General features: G+C 54.1%; 19 protein-coding genes, 1 tRNA gene and 1 pseudogene. 14 read left to right on the forward strand and 7 right to left on the reverse strand.

Features of this window, described 5'->3' with window-relative positions:
- Window positions 1–16: 16 nt before the first annotated feature.
- Genes ABXG94_RS17040 through ABXG94_RS17055 form a run of 4 tightly spaced genes read right to left on the reverse strand, consistent with a single transcriptional unit; the run spans window position 17 to window position 3,971 of the window.
- The gene (locus ABXG94_RS17040; protein ID WP_353536190.1) at window positions 17–757 is read right to left on the reverse strand and encodes a proteasome-type protease; all 741 of its coding nucleotides are present in this window, start codon (window positions 755–757) and stop codon (window positions 17–19) included.
- Between the two features lie 39 nt (window positions 758–796).
- Window positions 797–1,615 (reverse strand): transglutaminase family protein, encoded by an 819-nt coding sequence (locus ABXG94_RS17045; RefSeq protein ID WP_353536191.1) that lies wholly within the window; start codon window positions 1,613–1,615, stop codon window positions 797–799.
- Window positions 1,608–2,552 carry an alpha-E domain-containing protein gene (locus ABXG94_RS17050; protein ID WP_353536214.1) on the reverse strand — a complete coding sequence of 315 codons (945 nt, stop codon included), beginning with the start codon at window positions 2,550–2,552 and terminating at the stop codon, window positions 1,608–1,610. Before ABXG94_RS17050 ends, ABXG94_RS17045 begins: the two co-directional genes overlap by 8 nt.
- A gap of 6 nt (window positions 2,553–2,558) precedes the next feature.
- Window positions 2,559–3,971, reverse strand: coding sequence for a circularly permuted type 2 ATP-grasp protein (locus ABXG94_RS17055; RefSeq protein WP_502901727.1), 1,413 nt, complete (start codon window positions 3,969–3,971; stop codon window positions 2,559–2,561).
- 308 nt (window positions 3,972–4,279) lie between these two features.
- Between ABXG94_RS17055 and ABXG94_RS17060 the strand changes: the two genes are divergently transcribed.
- On the forward strand, window positions 4,280–4,711 hold the full coding sequence (locus ABXG94_RS17060) for an Lrp/AsnC family transcriptional regulator (RefSeq protein WP_353536193.1): 432 nt from the start codon (window positions 4,280–4,282) through the stop codon (window positions 4,709–4,711).
- 114 nt (window positions 4,712–4,825) lie between these two features.
- Entirely contained in the window at window positions 4,826–5,932 is a 1,107-nt protein-coding gene (locus ABXG94_RS17065; protein ID WP_353536194.1) for a saccharopine dehydrogenase family protein, read from the forward strand.
- A 406-nt stretch (window positions 5,933–6,338) separates the two neighbouring features.
- Here ABXG94_RS17065 and glpD read toward each other — a convergent pair whose 3' ends face one another.
- Both glpD and ABXG94_RS17075 read right to left on the reverse strand, forming a co-directional pair.
- The gene (gene glpD, locus ABXG94_RS17070) at window positions 6,339–7,916 is read right to left on the reverse strand and encodes a glycerol-3-phosphate dehydrogenase (protein ID WP_353536195.1); all 1,578 of its coding nucleotides are present in this window, start codon (window positions 7,914–7,916) and stop codon (window positions 6,339–6,341) included.
- Window positions 7,909–8,682 carry a DeoR/GlpR family DNA-binding transcription regulator gene (locus ABXG94_RS17075; RefSeq protein ID WP_353536196.1) on the reverse strand — a complete coding sequence of 258 codons (774 nt, stop codon included), beginning with the start codon at window positions 8,680–8,682 and terminating at the stop codon, window positions 7,909–7,911. Before ABXG94_RS17075 ends, glpD begins: the two co-directional genes overlap by 8 nt.
- A 281-nt stretch (window positions 8,683–8,963) precedes the next feature.
- Here ABXG94_RS17075 and ABXG94_RS17080 point away from each other — a divergent pair, with 281 nt between their 5' ends.
- From ABXG94_RS17080 to ABXG94_RS17120, 9 genes are all read left to right on the forward strand, one after another.
- A complete protein-coding gene (locus ABXG94_RS17080; protein WP_353536197.1) occupies window positions 8,964–9,668 on the forward strand; it encodes an ABC transporter permease in 705 nt (234 codons plus the stop codon).
- On the forward strand, window positions 9,662–10,378 hold the full coding sequence (locus ABXG94_RS17085; RefSeq protein WP_353536198.1) for an ATP-binding cassette domain-containing protein: 717 nt from the start codon (window positions 9,662–9,664) through the stop codon (window positions 10,376–10,378). Before ABXG94_RS17080 ends, ABXG94_RS17085 begins: the two co-directional genes overlap by 7 nt.
- Window positions 10,375–11,181: an ABC transporter substrate-binding protein gene (locus tag ABXG94_RS17090; RefSeq protein ID WP_353536199.1), complete on the forward strand. Its 807-nt coding sequence runs from the start codon at window positions 10,375–10,377 to the stop codon at window positions 11,179–11,181. Before ABXG94_RS17085 ends, ABXG94_RS17090 begins: the two co-directional genes overlap by 4 nt.
- A gap of 83 nt (window positions 11,182–11,264) precedes the next feature.
- Complete coding sequence (locus ABXG94_RS17095) at window positions 11,265–11,684, forward strand: NUDIX hydrolase (RefSeq protein ID WP_353536200.1); 420 nt, start codon at window positions 11,265–11,267, stop codon at window positions 11,682–11,684.
- Between the two features lie 131 nt (window positions 11,685–11,815).
- The gene (locus ABXG94_RS17100) at window positions 11,816–13,063 is read left to right on the forward strand and encodes a glycerate kinase type-2 family protein (protein ID WP_353536201.1); all 1,248 of its coding nucleotides are present in this window, start codon (window positions 11,816–11,818) and stop codon (window positions 13,061–13,063) included.
- 375 nt (window positions 13,064–13,438) lie between these two features.
- Entirely contained in the window at window positions 13,439–14,659 is a 1,221-nt protein-coding gene (repA, locus tag ABXG94_RS17105; protein WP_353536202.1) for a plasmid partitioning protein RepA, read from the forward strand.
- Window positions 14,649–15,626, forward strand: a complete 978-nt coding sequence (gene repB, locus ABXG94_RS17110) for a plasmid partitioning protein RepB (protein WP_353536203.1) — start codon at window positions 14,649–14,651, stop codon at window positions 15,624–15,626. Before repA ends, repB begins: the two co-directional genes overlap by 11 nt.
- A 216-nt stretch (window positions 15,627–15,842) precedes the next feature.
- Complete coding sequence (gene repC, locus ABXG94_RS17115) at window positions 15,843–17,018, forward strand: plasmid replication protein RepC (protein WP_353536204.1); 1,176 nt, start codon at window positions 15,843–15,845, stop codon at window positions 17,016–17,018.
- 134 nt (window positions 17,019–17,152) lie between these two features.
- Window positions 17,153–17,228, forward strand: a tRNA-Thr gene (locus ABXG94_RS17120).
- Here the strand turns inward: ABXG94_RS17120 and ABXG94_RS17815 are convergent.
- A complete protein-coding gene (locus ABXG94_RS17815) occupies window positions 17,191–17,913 on the reverse strand; it encodes a recombinase zinc ribbon domain-containing protein (protein WP_502901729.1) in 723 nt (240 codons plus the stop codon). The genes ABXG94_RS17120 and ABXG94_RS17815 overlap by 38 nt on opposite strands.
- A 145-nt stretch (window positions 17,914–18,058) precedes the next feature.
- Here ABXG94_RS17815 and ABXG94_RS17125 point away from each other — a divergent pair.
- From ABXG94_RS17125 to otnC, 3 genes and pseudogenes are all read left to right on the forward strand, one after another.
- Window positions 18,059–18,524 (forward strand): annotated as a pseudogene (locus ABXG94_RS17125) (DDE-type integrase/transposase/recombinase); the annotation flags it as partial.
- Between the two features lie 348 nt (window positions 18,525–18,872).
- Window positions 18,873–20,168 carry a 3-oxo-tetronate kinase gene (otnK, locus tag ABXG94_RS17130; RefSeq protein ID WP_502901728.1) on the forward strand — a complete coding sequence of 432 codons (1,296 nt, stop codon included), beginning with the start codon at window positions 18,873–18,875 and terminating at the stop codon, window positions 20,166–20,168.
- Entirely contained in the window at window positions 20,165–20,815 is a 651-nt protein-coding gene (gene otnC / locus ABXG94_RS17135) for a 3-oxo-tetronate 4-phosphate decarboxylase (protein WP_353536206.1), read from the forward strand. The genes otnK and otnC overlap by 4 nt, the downstream gene beginning before the upstream one ends.
- Window positions 20,816–20,912: the final 97 nt, after the last annotated feature.

The following is a 20,912-nucleotide window of genomic DNA, read 5'->3' on the forward strand; positions in this document are numbered from 1 at the left end:
CGTGTTGGGGGCCTTTTTACTTTTCCGGAAACTCAAATCCGGGCAGCTGACCAAAGGCGTCGCGCAGGGCGTGGCCCCAGCCTTCGGAGATTTTCTGGTAATAGGGATCATCGTGTTCGATGCGGAAACTGCGACCAGATGTCAGGCTGTCGGTTTCATAGATTTGCACATCCAGCGGCAAATCAACACCAAGGTTCGCTTTGATGGTCGAGTCAAACGACACCATCAAAAGTTTGATCGCGTCTTCAAAGCTCATCTTGGGGTCAAAGGCCCGCACCAAAATGGGTTTGCCGTATTTGGTTTCGCCGATTTGCAGGAAAGGCGTGTCGGGGCTGGCCTCGATAAAGTTGCCCTCGGGATAGACCAGAAACAGCCGCGGTTCGCCGTCACCCACTTGGCCGCCCACCAGCACGCTGGCGTTAAAGGCGCTGTCGGCCCGTTGACCGGCCTCGGCATGGGTGCAGATGACCTCTTTCAGAGTATCGCCCACAAGGGTCGCGACCTGAAACATCGACTCGGCCTGCAGAATGCCGGGGTTGCGATCACCAGTGGCTTTGCTGCGTTCATCCAGCAGGCTGATCACCGATTGCGTGGTGGCCAGATTGCCCGCCGTCATCAAGGTGATGGACCGCTCGCCGGGAACGTCCCAGGAAAACATCTTGCGAAAGGTCGAGATGTTATCGACACCCGCGTTGGTGCGGGTATCGGACATGAACACAAGGCCTTTGTGCATCATCAGGCCAACGCAATAGGTCATGAGCTTTCCAACGTGTCTATTTGCGGGCTTTGAAGCAGGCTATTGCTGTACTTGCAAGGCAACTTGCAGGTTTTCTATGCCATCCCCCTGACGAATACCCAATATCGGGGCTGAATCGCGGTAATCGCGCCCAGTGGCAATGCGCACATAACGTGCGTCGGGCGAGATGCCATTGGAGACATCAAAGCCAACCCAACCCAGATCTTTGGTGTACACCTCGCACCACGCATGGGTGGCGTCTTGGTCGATGCGGTCATCCATCAGCAAATAGCCTGACACATAGCGCGCTGGAAAGCCCAGCAAACGTGCGGTCGAAATCATGATTTGCGCATGATCTTGACAGACCCCCCGCCCCGCGGCCAGCGCGTCTTCTGCCTGAGTATCGCTGGTTGTGCTGCCAATTTCATAGACCACGGCCTTGGTGATTTCAGCAGACAGCGCATGTAACAACGCGATGTCATCAACGTCTTGTTGATAGGTCTTGATACGGGTCGCCAGTTCAGTGATCGCGGGGCCCGGTTGGGTCAACACACTGTCTTGCATAAAAAGCCACAGCGGCGCATAGCCCCGGTGTTTGCCAATCACGCCTGCATTGTCTTCGACTTCCACCACGCCTTCGCATTGAATTTGTACTTCGGTGGCGTTCTGGTCGACTTTGACAAGTTCGGTGTGGTTCAAGAAATGATCGTCAAAAACCACCTGGCTAGTGCCCCCAGTAAAGGTGCAGTTCCACTCTAACACGGTCTGCCCATTGCCGTTGCGCGGTGTCAGGCGCAACTGTTGCAATGCATAATGCACCGGCGTGTCATAGCGATAGGTTGTGACATGGCGGATATTTAATCGTTTTGCATCAGCCATAAAACCGGAAATCCTCTTCGATGTGGCCAGCCAGCTTGGCGTTGTCGGCGATAAAACAACTGAGAACCTCGTGCAGCCCCTCTTCGAAAATCGTGTCAATCGAATGGGTCTTCAGCCGATGACACATGGCTTCGGCCTGAACCTGCGCCTCGGCGCGGTGGTTGTATTCGGTCTCCAGCAGCTCCAGGCTTTCGCCGATTTCGCGGGCGCAATGGGCCAGTGACCTGGGCATACGCGCATCCAACAGCAGGAAATTGGCGATGGTCAGCGGTGTGCTTTCGCCGCCATAAAGCCAGCGATAAGAATTGCGGGCTGAAACAGAGCGCAAGATCACTTCCCATTGGGCGTTGTCGATGGTGGTGCCGACATAGGCTGCAGAGGGCAGCAGCACATAGTATTTCACATCCAGAATGCGCGCGGTGTTATCGGCGCGTTCGATGAAGGTTCCAAGCCGCGAAAAGGCAAAGATATCATTGCGCAGCATGGTGCCGTGCAGCGCACCGCGCACCACCGAAGTGCGAAAACGGATCTGTGTCAGCGTGTCATGCAAGCTGCGTTCGCTGACCGGTTTTGACAGCAAATCTTTCAGTAGCATCCAACATTCATTGGTGGCTTCCCAGACTTCGGAACTGAGCGCGGTGCGTACAAGCCGCGCGTTGCTGCGGGCGGCATCGATGGCGGCCATCACACTGGATGGGTTTTGCTTGTCGCGCAGCATGAAATTGATCACCTGCGCCGGTTCATAGCTGTCGTGTTGGGCTTGATAGGCCTGTGTCATGCCTGCAGTTGCAATGATTGATTGCCATTCGTTTGACGACCCATCGGCGGCGCGCGTGAGGGCAATGTGCCAGCCTGCCTCCAGCAAACGTGCAGTGTTTTCGGCGCGTTCAAGATAACGGAACATCCAGAACAGACCGCCTGCGGTTTTTCCCAGCATCATATCTTAATCTCCCAGCACCCAAGTGTCTTTGGTGCCTCCGCCCTGAGACGAGTTCACCACCAGCGATCCCTTTTTCAACGCAACACGAGTCAGGCCACCGGGGGTCAGATCGATCCGGTTGGGCGACATCAGCGCAAAGGGGCGCAAATCGACGTGGCGCGGTGCCAGTCCTGATTTGGCAAGGATGGGCACCGTCGAAAGCGCCAAGGTGGGCTGGGCGATGTAGTTGGATGGGTTCGCGCACAGTTTCTTTTCAAAGGTTGCCAGTTCTTTTTTGCTGGCAGCCGGGCCAACAAGCATGCCGTATCCACCCGAGCCATGCACCTCTTTGACCACCAGCTCTGCCAGATTATCCAGCACATATTTCAGACTGTCAGATTCAGAACAGCGATAGGTTGGCACGTTTTTCAAAATGGCCTGTTCGCCGGTATAGAATTCGACGATGTCCGGCATGTAAGAATACAGAGCTTTGTCATCCGCAATGCCAGTGCCGGGGGCATTGGCGATAGTGATATTGCCCGCACGATACACATCCATGATGCCCGGCACGCCCAGCATTGAATTTGGATTGAATGTAAGCGGATCAAGAAAGTCATCATCGACACGGCGATACAGCACATCAATCGATTGATAGCCCTGGGTGGTGCGCATGGCAACGCGGCCGTCTTCGACGCGCAAATCATTGCTTTCCACCAGCTCTACGCCCATTTGATCCGCCAAAAACGCATGTTCGAAATAGGCCGAATTGTGGATACCGGGCGTTAGCACCGCGACAATAGGTTTGGCATTTGGCGAGTCAGCCGGGGCGCAATCTGCCAGCGAGCGGCGCAACAGTGAAGGATAGGCGCTGACCGGCCGGACCTTTAGTTTGGTGAACAGTTCCGGGAACATATGCTGCATGGTTTCGCGGTTTTCCAGCATATAGCTGACACCGGACGGTGTGCGGGCATTGTCTTCGAGCACAAAGAATTCGTTTTCTCCGGTGCGCACCAGATCGGTGCCCACAATATGGGTATAGACGCCGCCCGGAGGCTTTACGCCAATCATTTCAGGCAGAAAGGCTTCGTTGCCGGCGATCAACTCGCGGGGAATACGGCCTGCGCGCAGGATTTCTTGGCGGTGATAGATATCGTGTAAAAAGGCATTGATGGCGCGTACGCGCTGTTCGATGCCCCGTTCCAACGTGCGCCATTCCTTGGCAGCGATGATCCTTGGGACAATGTCAAAGGGTATCAGACGTTCGTCTGCCTCCTCTTGTCCGTACACGTTAAAAGTAATGCCGATACGACGAAAAAAGGTCTCTGCTTCTTGGGATTTGCGCTTAAGCGCTTTTATGTCCTCTTGGCGGAACCAGTCGTAATAGGCTTCGTAAGGTTGCCGGGGCTGATCCGCGCCCGCCAACATCTCATCAAACATTTTTTTGTTCCCCGTCATGTCAAAACGGTGACACAGAGAATTCCGAGCGCAACCAATTGCCCGGTTTTTGAGACAAATTTGCGTGAAATATTTGGAAATAATAAAGGTCAATGGCGAAACTTTCCGAAACCTGCCTAAAAAATAGGCAGATAATCGAGTTTTCTGCGATGCAGCGTGCCGAGTCGCAAAACCAAGGCCAGCCTAAAATTGAAATTGATTCCCCCGTGCTGCTTTCAGGTCACATATACAGAGGGTTTTTTTGGCCTCGCAAAGAGGCTAGACAAAAGGACCCATGCAAGGATTGCTTTGTGAAAGACAGTTTAGATCGAAAAATCATCGCCGTTTTGCAAGCCAATGCACGGCAATCTACTTCAAAAATCGCAGAGACATTGGGGGTTGCGCGCACCACCGTGCACGAGCGCATCGCGCGGATGGAGGACCGGGGCGAGATCACCGGTTATACGGTTGTGCTTGGGCACCCGAATGATGCGCCAATGGTGCAGGTGATTGTCTCTCTGTCGGTGCAACAACCGGAAACCAAACGCATTATCACCCGATTGAAATCTTATCCCGAGATTAAGCTTTGCCTGTCGGTCAATGGTGAATTTGACCTGCTGTTGTCCGCCGAGGCACCGCGCATCGAAGATTTGGACATTATGGTGGATGAAATCGGGGCCATTCCCGGTGTCAACCGCACCAAAACATCCGTTGTCTTTGGACGTCGGATCGATCGCACCTAACAAAGTGACGAAAACCTCATCAATATGACGAAATTACCAGTCAATTCGTCACTTTGCTCTCTTTCAGATGAACAGCTGCCTCTGCATTCTTGTTAAAAAACAATGGAGTGCATTATGCAGTGGAACATTTGCATTATTGGTGCGGGCAAAATCGGTCAGATGATCGCGAGCCTCTTGCGGCAATCGCCAAATTATTCGGTCACCATCGCGGATCATGATCTAGGCGCCCTTGGCAAAATGCGCGCCAAAGGCTTGGCAACCGCGCAAATCGATGCGGATGATAAAACGGCGCTGACCAAAACGCTGACCGGGTTTAACGCGGTGATTTCCGCCGCCCCGTTCTTTCTGACACCAAAAATTGCCGCTGCGGCCAAAGCGGCGGGCGCGCATTATTTTGATCTGACAGAAGATGTGGCTGCGACGAATGTGGTGCGGGATCTGGCGACCAACAGCAAAACGGCCTTTATGCCGCAATGTGGCCTGGCACCTGGGTTTGTTGGCATTGCGGGCGCTGCATTGGCCGATAAGTTTGACAGTTTGGACAGTCTGCATATGCGCGTGGGCGCCTTGCCGCTGTTTCCCACCAATGCGCTGAAATACAACCTAACTTGGTCCACTGATGGGTTGATCAACGAGTATTGTAATCCGTGTGACGCAATTGTCGGGGGAAAATTGACCCAAACGGCGCCCTTGGAAGATTACGAGATTCTGGGGCACGACGGGGTGGAATATGAATGCTTTAACACATCCGGCGGGTTGGGCACTTTGCCCGAAACGCTGGAAGGCAAGGCCCAAGCGGTGTCGTATCGGTCGATCCGCTATCCTGGCCATCGTGATATCTTAAAGCTTTTGCTGCATGATCTGGGCCTGGAACGGCGCCGGGATCTGCTGAAGGAAATCTTTGAATCCGCCCTGCCCCGCACCGATCAGGATGTGGTGCTGGTCTATTGCACGGCCAAAGGCATGAAAGACGGCAGTCTGCGCGAAGAAAGTTACATCAACAAATCGTTTTCGCGCGAAATCGATGGTCGGATCTGGAGCGCGATCCAGGTCACCACCGCTGCGGGAGTTTTGGGTGTGGTTGACCTGATGCGGCAAGGGAAATTGCCAACCGCGGGGTTTGTGCGCCAAGAGCAGGTGGATCTAGAGGCGTTCTTGAACACCGAATTTGGCCGCCTGTATCAAGACGGCAATGTCAGGGCCCATCATCAGGCAGCTTGAAATAGGCAAAAAAAGCAGGCGCGAGCTGTTTGACATTCAGCGCGCCTCAAGCAACTCTGATGTCATAAAACTGTTACAAGCTATTCCGGCGCATCAGGGATTTGGAGGATGACGCCGGAATTTCTAGGGTCGCACAGACATGTGCGGCCCTTTCTCGTTCTAATTTCGCGTGTTTTTTAAGCAACTTAGCAGGCAGATTAACTCTCAAACTGAAACTTATCCAAACGATAAAATTTCACTAAAATCATACGAATCACGGCGAAAGCTTTGATTCTTTTGAAAGATTTTCTAGCGGGGCTTTGGACGCTAACAATGCGGCGAGGCCCGCGAGGGACGACCAAATTTTGTACATCAAACAAAAAACGGGCCATCTGGCCCGATTTTTAAGATTTATTTTTACCCAACTTTAAGCCGCCTGAGCCTTGCCATCAACATAGCTGGCAATCGCAGATTTTTGCGCGTCATTGAGGCGCAGACCAAGTTTGGTGCGTCGCCATAGAAAATCATCGGCATCGCGCACCCATTCGTTTTGCATGGCCCAATTCAGTTCGGCCTCGGTGATGCCCGCGCCAAAGGATTGCCCCAGATCCTCTGCGGATGTGGCCGCACCCAGAACCGCAAATGTATCTGTGCCATAGATGCGCACCAAACGCTGCGCCTGCCCCGGTTCTAGAAAGCCGTATTTGGCTGCGACCCGCGCGATCAGATCCGCGACGCCCTCGACCGGGAAGTCCCCGCCTGGCATCGGCACGCCTGCGGTCCATTTTCCGGGCAGGTTGGGGAAGAATTTGGCGATTTCGTCCAGCGCGCTTTCCGCAAGCCGGCGATAGGTGGTGATTTTGCCGCCAAACACATTCAAGATTGGTGCGCCGCCATCGGTATTGACCCGCAGCACATAATCGCGCGTGGCCGCCGTGGCGCTGGAGGCACCGTCATTGTACAGCGGGCGCACGCCGGAATAGGTCCAAACCACATCGTCTTGGCTGAGTTGCTGGTTGAAATAGCCATTGGCGAATTTCAGCAGGTAATCACGCTCATCATCCGTGCACACCGGTTTGACATTGGCATCCGTGTGATCGGCATCGGTTGTGCCGATCAGGGTGTAATCTTGTTCATAGGGGATCGAAAAAATAATGCGCCCGTCTTCGCCCTGGAAGAAATAGCATTTGTCATGGTCATACAGTCGTTTGGTCACAATATGGCTGCCACGCACCAAACGCACGCCCTCTTGCGAGTTGATGCCTGCCACGCCGCTGATCACATCCATCACCCAGGGACCGCCCGCGTTAATCAACATGCGCGCCTTGAATTCTTTGACTGCCCCTGTTTCGGTGTCAGCGGTCTGGATTACCCACAGGTCGCCCTCGCGCCGCGCCTGGGTCACTTTGGTGCGCGTCATGATTTTCGCGCCACGGCTTTCGGCATCGCGGGCGTTCAAAACCACCAAACGGCTGTCTTGCACCCAACAATCTGAATATTCATAGGCCTTGGCAAAACGATCATCTATTGGCGCGCCTTCGGGACCAGAAGATAGATCAACGGTAGAGGTGCCCGGCAGAATTTTGCGCCCGCCGAGGTGGTCATACATAAACAGCCCCAAGCGGATCAGCCATGCGGGGCGTCGGCCCTTCATCCAGGGCATAAACAGGGTCAAAAGCTTGGAAGTCGGCGTTTCAGCGTCAAACCGCATGTCTTTGTGATAGGGCAGCACAAAGCGCATGGGCCAACTGATGTGGGGCATGGCGCGCAGCAGGGTTTCGCGTTCGACCAAGGCTTCGCGCACCAGACGGAATTCAAAGAATTCCAGATATCGAAGACCACCATGGAACAGTTTGGTGCTGGCCGAGGATGTGGCAGACGCCAGATCGTTCATTTCCGCCAAAGCCACGGTCAGGCCGCGGCCTGCCGCGTCGCGGGCGATGCCGCAGCCATTGATGCCGCCGCCGATGACAAAGAGATCAAGAGTGTCGGAGGTGTCAGACATTGTTGTCTTCCAAATTGATAAGTTTCGTTCCACCCGCCTGCGCCGCTTGGACAAAGGGCAGCGGCGGGCGTTTGTCGGTGATGACATAGTCAAGGTCAGCCACATCACAGATGCGCACTGGCGCATTGCGATCAAACTTGCTGACATCCGCCACCAGAATTTTTGTACGGGCATTGCGCAGAATGGCGCGAGCCACAGCAACTTCGCGTTCGTCAAAATCCAGCACAGCACCGTCTTCGTCCAAAGACGAGGTGCCGATGATCGCGAAATCTGCTTTGTAGCGTTGAATGAATTCCACCGCTTCAGCGCCCACAACCGCCCCGTCGCTTTGACGCACAGAGCCGCCCGCTATCACCAAAGAGTTCAAACGCGCGCCGCGCAGAATGTGAATAACGTTGATATTATTGGTGATCACCCGCAGGTCTTCGTGGGTGGCCAGCGCCGCAGCCACCAGTTCCGTAGTGGTGCCGATGTTGAGTAAAATCGAGCTGCCATTGGGGATAAGGCTGGCGGTGCGCTTGGCAATGGATTCTTTTTCAGCAGATTGGCGGAGGCGGCGTTCTTCGTACCCAAAGGAGGAAGCTGATACGAGATTGCGCGCGCCCCCATGCGTGCGCGTGGCCAAGCCCCGCTCGCATAGTTCTGTCAAATCGCGTCGCACGGTTTGCGTGGTCACAGCAAAGCGCACCGCGAGGTCGTCGACTTCGACGCGCCCTTGATCACGCAAAAGGCCCAAAATATCTTCTTGGCGTTGATTTAACGGCATCACGACATTCCATTATTTTCGATTTGCGCTCAAAATAGCGCGAATGAACATTTCATGTCCAGTAAAATATGGAAATATCCCGATTCTCGGGCCATTTCGGCAACACATATGTTCAAACGAGTTCGCATATTGCCCAAGCTTACCCAAAAGAGGCAGATCGGAAACCTTGGTGCCCCCCTGCCCCACAGATTGGCCGAAACGACGGCTTATTCGTCGCTTTCGAGTGGGCATCGATATGGCGGCTGGGTAGATTGGCAAAAAGAACCGGACGCGCAAAGCCTATGAACGAGTTGCTCGAAGGTCTGCTGGCTGCCATGCGATTGATCGTGTCGTTGGATGCTGACCTGATCGAAATATCCCTGCGGTCGCTTTATGTGACCACCAGCGCGGTGGTGATCGCGGCTCTCATCGGTTTGCCGATTGGCTGCTGGTTGGCGGTTAGACGTTTCCGCTTTCGCCGCGCTGTTATTGCCCTATTAAACGCCCTGATGGGACTGCCGCCGGTTGTGGTTGGCCTTATTGTCTATCTGTTGCTGTCGCGCTCTGGTCCATTTGGGGTGTTTGGTTTGTTGTTTACGCCCTGGGCGATGATCATTGCCCAAGTTGTGATTATCACGCCGCTGATTGCCTCGATCGCTCATCAGGCCATTCGGGATTTGTGGGCAGAATATCATGATTTGCTTATTTCATTGAACACCACACGCAGCCAGCGCATGCGTACCCTTTTGTGGGACGGCCGCCGCGCGCTGTTGACCGCGGCTTTGGCAGGCTTTGGGCGTGGCATCGGCGAGGTGGGGGCAATCATGATTGTAGGCGGCAATATCGACCATGTGACCCGCGTCTTAACCACCGCCATTGCTCTGGAAACCGGTAAAGGCGACTTTGCGCTGGCGCTGGGGCTGGGGTTTGTTCTGATCTTTCTGGCCATCGCCATCAACCTGCTGATTCACAGCCTGTCCAAAACCGAGGTAAGCGGCAGATGGTAGAGACACTGTTTCCCCTGCTGGTGCGCGACATCGTTGTGCGCAAACGCAAGCAACGCCTGTTGGGGCCCTTGTCGCTGCAACTTGATGTCGGCGGCGTGACCATGGTTATGGGTCCCAATGGGGCCGGAAAATCGACCCTTCTAAAGGCGCTGCACGGGATGGAGCGGCTGTCTGACGGGCAGATGCAATGGAACATCGGCAAAACGGCGGCGCGCGCGCGTCAGGCCTTTGTGTTTCAGACCCCAACCGTGATGCGACGCAGCACCCTGGACAATGTGGCCTATCCGTTGATTTTACAGGGCATCAAGCGAGCCAAAGCGCGGCAAGAGGCCATGCATTGGCTGACCCAGGTTGGTCTGGCGCAGGCGGCACAACGCCGGGCCAGCGTGTTATCTGGCGGCGAGCGGCAAAAAATGGCCTTGGCGCGGGCTTTGATCCGCAAGCCAGAGCTTCTGTTTCTGGACGAGCCCTGCGCCAACCTGGATGGGCGCGCGACCCGCGAAATTGAAGCGCTGTTGCGTCAGGCCAGCGCGGCCGGCACGCGGTTGATCATGGCCACACATGACATTGGTCAGGCCCGCCGCCTTGCGGATGACGTCTTGTTTATTCACAAGGGCGCGCTCGTAGAGCACAGCCGTGCAACCACGTTTTTTGACACCCCAAAATCCCCGCAAGCCATGGCCTATTTGAACGGAGATATCATCGAATGATTTTGCGCATTGCAACCTTGATTGTTGGCGTGGCCATCGGAGCCGGGGCCATGGCCCAAGAGGTAAAACTTGCGGTCACCACGTCGTTTCACAATTCAGGATTGTCAGAGGTCTTGTTGCCAGAGATCAAGCAGGATCTGGGGTTGGACGTGCATCTGTTGGTGGTCGGTACTGGACAGGCGATCCGTCTTGGCAAAGCTGGTGACGTCGACGCCATTTTAGTACATTCGCGCAGCGCCGAACAGGCCTTTGTGGAACAAGGGTTTGGCACCCATCGCACCGAAATAATGTATAATGATTTTGTGATTGTCGGGCCGGGCTCGGACCCGGCGCAGCTTCGGGATGCCAATACGGTTGTAGAGGCACTGCAAAAAATTCATTCTATAAACAGCGCTTTTGTGTCGCGTGGTGATGACAGCGGCACCCACAAGGCCGAACAGGCGCTTTGGCGGGCTGCCGGCATAGACCCGCAAGATTTGAGCACGCCCTGGTATCGCTCTGCGGGCGCTGGAATGGGGGCTGCTTTGAATGTGGCCTCTGGCATGAACGCCTATATTCTGAGTGACCGGGCCAGCTGGTTGAACTTTGGCAACAAGGGCGACCTGACGTTGCTGTTCTCTGGCGATCCAGGTCTGTTCAATCAATATGCGTTTTTGCCGGTGAACCCTGCAAAACACCGCCACGTGGCCCAACGTGAGGTTGCCAAACTAGAGGCATGGCTGACCAGCCCGCGCGCCAAAACGCTGATCAACGGTTATCGGCTGCACGGCGAGGCTTTGTTCTTTTTTAACGCACAGCCATAATAATTTCATCAATGCTTTGATCGTTGGAATTTGTTGTGGTTGATATCAGGCTAAGTTGAACGCACTTGCCTGAGGATAGCCAGATGACAGCCCCCTCCCCTGCCCCCAAACTGGGCGCCATAGCAGTGGTGCTATACGAGGCTCGTTTTTTGCTGGTGCAACGCGGCAAAGATCCGGGGCGCGGGCTGTGGGGGTTTCCGGGCGGACATGTTGAGCTTGGCGAAACTGGATTGCAGGCCGCGATACGGGAATTGGCGGAAGAAACCGGCGTGGTTGCTACTGCGGATCGATATTTGACCAATGTGGATGTCATTGTGCATTTGGACGGCGCAGTTGCGTATCAATATCTTGTGGCAGCCGTCGCTTGTACTTATGTCAGCGGTGATCCGGTGGCGGCGGATGATGCAGCAGATGCACAATGGGTGCCGATCGCAGAAGTGCTTGCCGGAACCCGCGCGATGAACGACGATGTGATCCGCGTTGCAAAACTGATGCTTGCGTAAAACCAAGCTTGGCGGCTGGGTCAACGCTGGGATTTGGGTATTTTTGTCAAGAACAAGGGCTAAGCCTTGCGCAATTTTCAGAATGTGGTAGCGCTAACAGGGAAATTCGGCTGTGTTTAGGGGATAACAGCATGCCAGAACTGCGTCAGATCGCAACGAATGTCTTCAAAGCGGCCGTCGACCGCGCGGATCCGGAACAGGCCGTACGGCGGGCGTTGACGACGCACCCCCTGCCCGACATGCAGGCTGGGCGCTGTTTTGTGCTTGCCATTGGCAAGGCCGCAGTGCCCATGATGCGCACAGCGCTTGATCAGATCCCCGAGGTGCATCGCGCCTTGGTGGTGACAAATCCCGAAAACCTGTGTGACCTCGATGGGGCCAAAGTTATGGCCGGATCGCACCCGGTACCAGATGAAGCCTCTGCTGAAGCGGGTCGGGCGGTTTTGAATTTGCTGGCGGAAACCAAATCGGGCGACCGTGTGGTGGCCTTGATCTCTGGTGGTGGCTCGGCGCTGATGGTGGCCCCTGCCCCGGGGTTGACCCTAGCTGACAAAGCCAAGGTAAATGCCCTTTTGCTGGCCAGCGGTCTGGAAATCAATGATATGAATTTGATCCGTCAGCAATTGTCTGACAGCAAAGGCGGCGGGCTGCTGCGCCATGCGGCCCCGGCTGAGGTTTTTAGCTATTTGCTGAGCGACGTGATCGGTGATGATCTGCGGGCGATTGCGTCTGGCCCCACTGTGGCTCCCATCGGCACGCGTGCCCAGGCTGTTGAAATGCTTAGATCTGTCAATCTGTGGGATGTGATCCCCGAAGTTGTGCGCAAACATTTGGCGACGGGCCAGGACACGGCCGAAAACCTTCCCGCGGCGCAGAACCACCTGATTGGGTCCAACCGTCACAGCTTGCAGGCGATGCTGGATGCGGTGCCCGAAGGATTTGACGCCCGCATTGTCAGCGATGCCCTTGTGGGGGACGTGCATGCAGCGGCCGAGGAAATTTTACAGGCCGCAGAGGCGACCCAAGGCCCGGTGGCTTTGATTTTTGGCGGCGAAACAACCGTACAGCTGAAAGGCAGCGGGCGCGGTGGCCGAAACCAAGAACTGGCGCTATTGGTTGCGCAAGGTGCCGCTGGACGATTGCCACCAAATTGGGTCTTCCTAAGTGGTGGCACCGATGGGCGCGATGGGCCAACTGATGCTGCCGGTGGTCTTGTTGATTCTGACACGCTGGGTCGGATTTCAGCGGCAGGAGGTGACTTTGCGGCCCTGCTTGGCAACAATGACAGCTATGCGGCGCTTGACCTTGCTGGTGATCTTTTGGTGACCGGCGGCACTGGGACCAATGTTGCTGATGTACAGATCTTCTTAAGATCCTAGTTACGCGGCTGTGCCTTATAAAATCGAAATACCCATTGTATCAGCCACTTGTTGTGGTTGACAGCTGTCAACGATCGGGTTGGCAGATGCGTTGCGCCATCGTTGCAAGATAGGCAATTTGGGCCTTAACAGAGTCTATATTAGACTCTGTTAAGGCCCCTTTCAGACAGTTATCCAAACCTGGTCTTAAACTTATCCACAGGCACCTGTAGAAAACACTTGCCAGAATCTGATTGAGCAGGCAAATAATTACGGTAATAAGTGAATAAAACGGCTTTCTCCGTAACAAACGGAATTAGGCCAAGAAATTTTGGGGCGCAACGTCTACCCCGAGCGGTAAAAGTCAGAGGGCACTATGACCACAGTGCAAACAGGATGAATTCTGTACAAGAGCGTCTCAATATTGGGCGCCCATTGCAAGAGCGTATCGATCAGCTGGTGGGCGAACACGCCCTAAAGCTGTCAGAACGGCTGCAAGCACACCGGGAACAGTTGTTCCCACCAGATGCCAGCAAAATGCTGCGCAAATTTACATCCGGGGAAGCCGCAGACCTATTGGGGGTCAAAGACGCCTATTTGCGCAAGCTGCATTTGGATGGCAAAGGCCCGGAGCCCGAAATTCGAGCCGGGGGCCGCAGGTATTATTCGCCAGAAGACATTCAGGCGTTGCGTGATTTGCTGGAACAAGGGGCAAAAGTTCCGGGCACTTATCTGCCTGGACGGCGCGAAGGCGACCATTTGCAGGTGATCACGGTGATCAACTTCAAGGGTGGGTCCGGTAAAACCACAACTTCTGCGCATCTGGCCCAGAAAATGGCGCTTGATGGCTATAAAGTGCTGGCGGTGGACCTTGACCCACAGGCCAGCCTGAGCGCGTTGCATGGGTTTCAGCCGGAATTTGATCTGCTGGATGGCGGCACGCTGTATGATGCCATTCGCTATGATGATCCGGTGCCTGTGCAAGATATCATTCAGAAAACCTATTTTACCAACCTTGATATCATTCCGGGCAATCTGGACCTGATGGAGTTTGAACACGAAACACCGCGGGCGATTGCAGAGCGCAGTGGCAACCTGTTCTTTACCCGTGTTGGTGACGTTTTGGCGGAAATAGAGTCTGATTATGACGTTGTTGTCATTGATTGCCCACCGCAATTGGGCTTTTTGACGATGAGCGCCTTATCCGCGGCCACAGCTGTATTGGTGACGGTGCATCCGCAGATGCTGGACGTGATGTCGATGTGTCAGTTCTTGTTGATGACGTCAAATTTGCTGGGCGTCGTGGCAGAGGCAGGCGGCGATATGACCTATGATTGGCTGCGCTATGTTGTGACGCGCTATGAACCGGGAGATGGACCGCAAAACCAAATGGTAACCTTTATGCGTTCGATGTTTGGTGACCATGTGTTGAACAATTCTGTGCTGAAATCTACCGCTATTTCGGACGCCGGCATCACCAAACAGACACTTTATGAGGTGGAAAAGTCTCAATTCACCCGGGCGACCTATGATCGGGCCATTGAATCGCTGAATGCGGTAAACGGAGAGATTGAAGGCTTGGTGCAACAGGCATGGGGACGAATAGATGGCGCGTAAAAACCTGCTGAAAAGTTTGATGGAAACTGCGGAAGAACCCAATGCTGGGCAAAGCCCCCCTGCCCCATCGCAGACAAAGAAAGCTGCAACCCCGCGCTATACCAAGGGCGCAATTGGTGCTGTTAGCCAATCCATTGCAGAGCTTAAAAGCCGCTCGGTGATGGAGGTCGATGTCGCATTGGTGGATTGGGCCGGCAATGTTGACCGGCTGGAACATAATGACGCCGACCATCAGGCCTTGATGCAATCCATTCAAGAGTACGGCCAACAAGTGCCGGTGCTATTGCGACCGAACCCGAATGATCCAGAGCGCTATCAAGTGGTCTATGGTCGGAGGCGACTGCGCGCCTTGCGTGATTTGGGCCTGACGGCCAAAGCGCTGATCCGCGACCTAGATGATCGGGCTTTGATTATCGCGCAGGGCCAGGAAAACTCGGCTCGTAAGGACCTGACCTTCATCGAGCGCGCAAATTTCGCCCGGCAAATGCGCGAGGCAGGCTATGATCGCAAAGTGATTGGCGATGCGTTGCATGTGGATAAAACCGTGATTTCACGCATGCTGAGCGTCGCTGACCTGATACCGGTTACGTTGATCGAAGCCATTGGCCCAGCACCTTCGGTTGGTCGCGATCGTTGGTTGGCTTTGGCGGCGGGGTTGGAGAAATCTGCCGCGAACCTGCAAGATGCGGTGTCTTTGGCGGCGGCAACGGGCGGCGGATCGGATCTGCGGTTTAAGGCTGTGTTTGATATGATTGAAAAATCATCAAGCGGGCAGGGGGCAGCACAAAAGCGCCCAAGTTCCCACGCCATGAAGACCAAAGACGGGGCCGAACTGGGGCGGGTGACCTGGAAGGCCGGGCAGATGATTATGACATTAAGCGAAGGTGCTGGCGACGGGTTTAACACTTGGTTGCTTCAGAACTTTGCAGAGATTCATCAGAACTGGAAAAACCAGACTGACGAATAGGCGTGGCCTTTGGCGAGGTCACAAAAACGAGCAGTAAAACCAAGGAGGCACAAACGACAGAGTAAAAATTAAAGCCCCCCAAGTGATCTTTGGCGAGATCATCCCGAGAGGCCCTAATTCGTGTCTTAGCAGTTTCGAATCTAATGGGTTGCGTTGACAGCTGTCAACAGGCGTCGGACTCCGGCGGGCGGAAATTCTTTGTCTCGTGGCAAATAGATGGAAGTTTTAACAACGACGCCCTTTGGGCAGCGGCCGGTAACGGCTGGATTGATCAAACGTGCCAAGGCAACACGTGCCGGCGCGGCCTTGGCCGAGGTCAGCAAATGGGACATCATGCGCGAATTGACTGTGGCCAAAAAACACTTTGGCTTAAACGCATCCGCATTGACCGTGCTGAACGCTTTGCTCAGTTTTCATCGTGGCGACATTTTGGCGGATACCGGGGCTTTGGTGGTGTTTCCCTCAAACCGCACTTTGGCGGGCCGGGCACACGGCATGCCAGAGAGCACTTTGCGGCGAAACCTAAACGTGCTGATCAAGGCCGGATTGATTGCGCGCCACGACAGCCCAAATGGCAAACGCTATGCCGTAAGAGGGCAGGGGGGTGACATCACACGCGCCTTTGGATTTGACCTGCGCCCGCTTTTGGTAAAGGCCGTCGACATTCACACAGCCGCCACAGATGCTTTGAAACTGGCAGCAGAAACCAAGCGCCGCCGTGAAAAAACGGCCCTGATGAAGCGCGACTGCTGGAAGCTGCTGGAGTTTGCCCGCACCGAGGGCCTAAAGGGCGACTGGAACGCGCTGGAGGAGGCCCTGACAGCCGCTGGCAAGCAAATGCGCCGCGTCTTAACCATTGCCCAGCTGGACGCTTTGTGTGGGGCCTTAAGTGAAACACTGGAACGCTTTGAAATACTGTTTCAATTAAAACCAACAAAAACAGACGAAATGACTGCCTGTGACACCCAAAATGAGCGCCACATACAGAGTTCAAATAAAGATAAATTTGATTCTGAAACAGGCATAGGAAACGCAAAGCAACCGGAAGCCACAGCTTCGGAACCGGAAACCATTCCTATCGCATTGGTGTTGCAAGCTTGCCCAGATATCACTCCATATTCGGCGACGCCGATACAAAGAAAGCACGAATTGGTTGAAACGGCCCATTTCTTGCACAGCATGATGGGAATCACGTCAGAGGTTTGGCAATCAGCCATGAAAACCATGGGATCAGAAGCCGCTTCGGTAGCATTAGCCTGCATACTGCAACGTATCGATAAAATCAAAAACCCAGGTGGATATCTGCGCGTATTGAGCCAAAAAGCCGAAAATGGGGCCTTTAGTGTCTGGCCAATGATCCGAGCTTTGTTGGGAAAAGAAATGCGCTGTTGACAGCTGTCAACTCTGTATAAGTATATGAAATAAAACCGAAAAGAGAAGGCGTTCAAGAATTTATAAAAAAAATGCGGTTTTGTGAAAAAGGTGACTTGCGTCAACCTGCAGCTTGGTCTAAATCACCGCACAGTGCCCCTATAGCTCAGCTGGTAGAGCAACTGATTTGTAATCAGTAGGTCCGCGGTTCGAGTCCGTGTGGGGGCACCATTTCAAACTTTCCCAGGCGAAAGTCCTCCAAGGCCTTGAAAGGTAAGGAGGTTTGAGCGGTTCGATAACCCTCATATCGGGTATAGGGTAACCTCTCCGCAAATACCAATTTCAGTACCGCTCGCTTGTCTTCAAAGCGCTCAGAAGTCCATAGTTTACTGGGGGTTCCGAGGAAATCAAAAGCGGTTCGATAAACTTGGTCAAAGGGGGCAATTGGTTTGCCACATTTCTGGATTTTCTCAGTCAGAAATGTGTTTTGTTCTTCAATCTCGCGCAACCGCTCCTCGTAGGCAGAGATAAGCGTGTCGCTGTTCGTATCAATCAAGCGGTCCAGAATCTGGGCTGACTTGCGATCCATCTGAGACAACTGCTTCTGCATCGATTGCTTGTCATCTTCGGCAGATTGAAGGCGTGCCTGCCACAGGTCACGAAACATGTCGAAGGCCATGGTAAAGAGATTGGCGCTTGGCCGCATATCTTTGAGCAACAGTTCAAACGCGTCTTCGAGCTTTTCCCTGCGGAAGGATTTTCGATATTCGATGCAGCCCTTTGTGTCACACAAATAGTATGGATATTTGGCGCTACGCCCTTTGGACCAACAGGCCGTCATAGGCTGTTCACAGTGCCCAAAGCTGACAAAACCACGCAAAGGGAAGTCTTCGTTCAAGTCTTTGTGTGCGGGCACGTAGGCGGCTTCATTGAGGCGTTTGTGGACGGTTTGGCGTGTCTCCTAACTGATAAGCGCTTCATGCTTTGCCGGAACCAAATGCAGCCCCCAGTCTTTGTGCGAGATGTCACCCGCATAAGATCGGGCGATTGAACAGTTCCACCGCGCGCGTGAGGATGCGCGTCAGACGATGCTGCTCAAAGAGGCGTGGCAAGGTAGTGGAAAGGTCTACGGCTATCGCAAACTGCATGATGATTTGGTCAAACAAGGTGAGACCAGTTGCCCTAACCGCGTTGCTAGGCTGACCCGTCTGGCAGGTATCCGCGCTCAGATCGGCTATAAGCGCAAGCCTGGGAAGTATGGTGGCAGACCATCTGTTGTGGTCGATAATACGCTGGATCGGCAGTTTGAAGTAACCGAGCCGGACACGGCTTGGGTCTCAGATATTTCATACATAAAAGCTACGAGGGCTTCCTGTATCTGGCCGTTGTCATCGACCTTTACTCACGCCGTGTTATTAGCTGATCCACACCGATCAAGGTTCGCAATATACGAGCCGAAATTGGGCGGCGTTTCTGCGAGCCCACAACATCAAGCATTCAATGAGCAGACGTGGAAATTGTCATGAATGAGACCTAGTCCGCCATTGGTCCGAGGACAACAGTCGAATGCCGGTGCCCGTCGACTTCGAAAACAGACAGCGCAATGTGAACCAAGAAGGTGTCTAGGAAACTAGGGGTACTTCACAGATACCGTGTCTTCTGCACTTTGAACGTTTTTTGGTAATAGTAATGCATACAGGAATTGGTCGCTTATTCTCCGGATGACTTGGAATGGTTTAATGGGCTTCGCCTTGGTCAGGGCGATATGGCGCGACGTGATCCGAGACAAGAACGGAGTTCGCAGCATTCTTACGGCTGAATAAAGGAAAAGGGGGCTGTTGAATTTTTTTAATGTATGCATTAATGCATTAATTAATGAGTGAATTGGAAGGGCCTACAACCGTGACTTATTTTGGAGCAATTGCTGATGACTTAACGGGCGCTACCGATTTGGCGGGGTTGATGGCTCGTGCGGGGGTTGCCGTTTCTTTGCGCATAGGGGTGCCTGAGGACCTGCCAGAGCATGGGTCTGCTATTGAGGTGATTGCGCTGAAATCTCGGACGGAACCAGTGCAATCCGCACTGGCCGAGACCAAGGCGGCTTTGCGTTGGCTGCAAGCGGCGGGAACGCAACGATATTTCTGGAAGTATTGCTCGACATTTGACAGCACCGCAGAGGGTAATATTGGACCGGTTGCGGAAATGCTGATGGCTGAAATTGGTGCGGATCAAACTATCTATTGCCCAGCCTTTCCTGAAAATGGTCGTAGTGTATTTATGGGCAACCTGTTTGTTGGCCAGCAGCCCTTGTCCGAAAGCCCGATGCAGCATCACCCGCTGACCCCAATGACCGACAGTAATTTGATGCGATTGCTAGAACCTCAGGTGACCCGAAAAGTAGGGTTGTTGGATCGGTTGCAAGTGGCGCAGGGGCCAGAGGTGGTGACCGAAGGCTTGGCAGCCTTAGAGGCCCAAGGCGTGGCGCATGTTATTGTCGATGCCGTGGCCAACAATGATCTCTATTCGATCGCAGAAGCGTGTCGGCACATGCCGTTATTGACTGGCGGATCGGCTTTGGCGATGGCCCTGCCACATCTTTATATGGGGGATGGTTCGCTTGAGACCAGCGACACGCGGAGGCAATTCCCCGCGACGTGCGCGAGGGGCGTGGTTCTGTCGGGCAGTTGCTCGGCGATGACCAATCGGCAAGTCGCAGAATATTTGGCGCAAGGCCGCCCGTGTTACAAAGTCGATCCATTGGAATTGGCCCAGAATGGGCCGTCTGAGATATTGGATTGGTTGTCTAGGCAGGACTTGGACCAAATGCCTTTGGTCTATGCCACGGCCAGGCCAGACTCGGTTAAAGCGGCGCAAGAATTGCTAGGTGTGGCCGAAGCTGGTGCGATGGTAGAACAAGTGCTTGCCACTTGTGCAACGGTTGCGCGTGATTTGGGCGCGCGGCGTATTGTGGTGGCAGGGGGCGAAACCTCTGGGGCTGTCACCAAGGCTTTGGGAGCAGATCAACTGGACGTCGGCCCGGAAATTGCGCCAGGTGTGCCATGGTGTTTCTGCAAATCAGATGGTCATCAGATGGCTTTGACGTTGAAATCAGGGAATTTCGGGGCCGCGGGATTTTTTAGCGATGCCATTAAGAAATTGGACAGCCAGTGAGTGAGGAAACGCACCTGCGCGAGCAGATCTGTCTTTTGGCCAAATCGATGTTTGATCGCGGACTGACCGGAGGCAGCACAGGAAATATTTCGTCGCGCACCCCTGATGGCGGTCTGTTGGTGTCGCCAACTGGCACGTCATTTGGAAGGCTTGATCCGGGGCGGCTAAGTCGTTTTGATGCGCGGGGCAGGCTGTTGGATGGCGATCGGCCAACCAAAGAGATGCCATTGCATGCGGCGTTTTATGAAACACGCAGCCGCGCAGGCGCTGTTGTGCATTTGCATTCTTGTCATGCGGTGGCATTGTCGATGATGCCAGATGTGGATGCAGATAATTTTCTGCCACCGTTGACGCCTTACGGCATAATGAAACTGGGCAAGGTCAAACTGTTGCCGTTTTTCCTGCCGGGTGATCCAGAAATGGGCGCGGCGGTGCGCGGTTTGGCTGGCAAGAGAAGTGCTGTGATGTTGGCCAACCATGGGCCGGTTGTGGCAGGAAAGGATATTGAAGCGGCTTGTAATGCGATTGAAGAGCTGGAAGACACCGCGCGTTTGGCAATGATGACTCGTGGGCTGCAGCCAAAGATCCTGAATGACGCCGCCATTCGCGGATTGGTCGACAAATTTGACGTCGAGTGGGATGACTGAGGTCTGAGTGCATACCCGCTAAGACGTATTGAACTTGCAAGGGTTCCGCCCAAATATTGCGCAACTTTTGAATAAAACGCCTTTTGCCATTGGTATC

Source organism: Cognatishimia sp. WU-CL00825, assembly GCF_040364665.1.
Classification (GTDB): Bacteria; Pseudomonadota; Alphaproteobacteria; order Rhodobacterales; family Rhodobacteraceae; genus Cognatishimia.

Excerpts from the sequence above, each read along its gene's own strand:
- ABXG94_RS17040 (WP_353536190.1), bottom strand. The coding sequence starts at position 757 with ATGACCTATTGCGTTGGCCTGATGATGCACAAAGGCCTTGTGTTCATG.
- ABXG94_RS17045 (WP_353536191.1), bottom strand. The coding sequence starts at position 1,615 with ATGGCTGATGCAAAACGATTAAATATCCGCCATGTCACAACCTATCGC.
- ABXG94_RS17050 (WP_353536214.1), bottom strand. The coding sequence starts at position 2,552 with ATGCTGGGAAAAACCGCAGGCGGTCTGTTCTGGATGTTCCGTTATCTT.
- ABXG94_RS17055 (WP_502901727.1), bottom strand. The coding sequence starts at position 3,971 with ATGTTTGATGAGATGTTGGCGGGCGCGGATCAGCCCCGGCAACCTTAC.
- ABXG94_RS17065 (WP_353536194.1), top strand. The coding sequence starts at position 4,826 with ATGCAGTGGAACATTTGCATTATTGGTGCGGGCAAAATCGGTCAGATG.
- glpD (WP_353536195.1), bottom strand. The coding sequence starts at position 7,916 with ATGTCTGACACCTCCGACACTCTTGATCTCTTTGTCATCGGCGGCGGC.
- ABXG94_RS17075 (WP_353536196.1), bottom strand. The coding sequence starts at position 8,682 with ATGCCGTTAAATCAACGCCAAGAAGATATTTTGGGCCTTTTGCGTGAT.
- ABXG94_RS17080 (WP_353536197.1), top strand. The coding sequence starts at position 8,964 with ATGAACGAGTTGCTCGAAGGTCTGCTGGCTGCCATGCGATTGATCGTG.
- ABXG94_RS17085 (WP_353536198.1), top strand. The coding sequence starts at position 9,662 with ATGGTAGAGACACTGTTTCCCCTGCTGGTGCGCGACATCGTTGTGCGC.
- ABXG94_RS17090 (WP_353536199.1), top strand. The coding sequence starts at position 10,375 with ATGATTTTGCGCATTGCAACCTTGATTGTTGGCGTGGCCATCGGAGCC.
- ABXG94_RS17095 (WP_353536200.1), top strand. The coding sequence starts at position 11,265 with ATGACAGCCCCCTCCCCTGCCCCCAAACTGGGCGCCATAGCAGTGGTG.
- ABXG94_RS17100 (WP_353536201.1), top strand. The coding sequence starts at position 11,816 with ATGCCAGAACTGCGTCAGATCGCAACGAATGTCTTCAAAGCGGCCGTC.
- repA (WP_353536202.1), top strand. The coding sequence starts at position 13,439 with ATGAATTCTGTACAAGAGCGTCTCAATATTGGGCGCCCATTGCAAGAG.
- repB (WP_353536203.1), top strand. The coding sequence starts at position 14,649 with ATGGCGCGTAAAAACCTGCTGAAAAGTTTGATGGAAACTGCGGAAGAA.
- repC (WP_353536204.1), top strand. The coding sequence starts at position 15,843 with ATGGAAGTTTTAACAACGACGCCCTTTGGGCAGCGGCCGGTAACGGCT.
- otnK (WP_502901728.1), top strand. The coding sequence starts at position 18,873 with ATGAGTGAATTGGAAGGGCCTACAACCGTGACTTATTTTGGAGCAATT.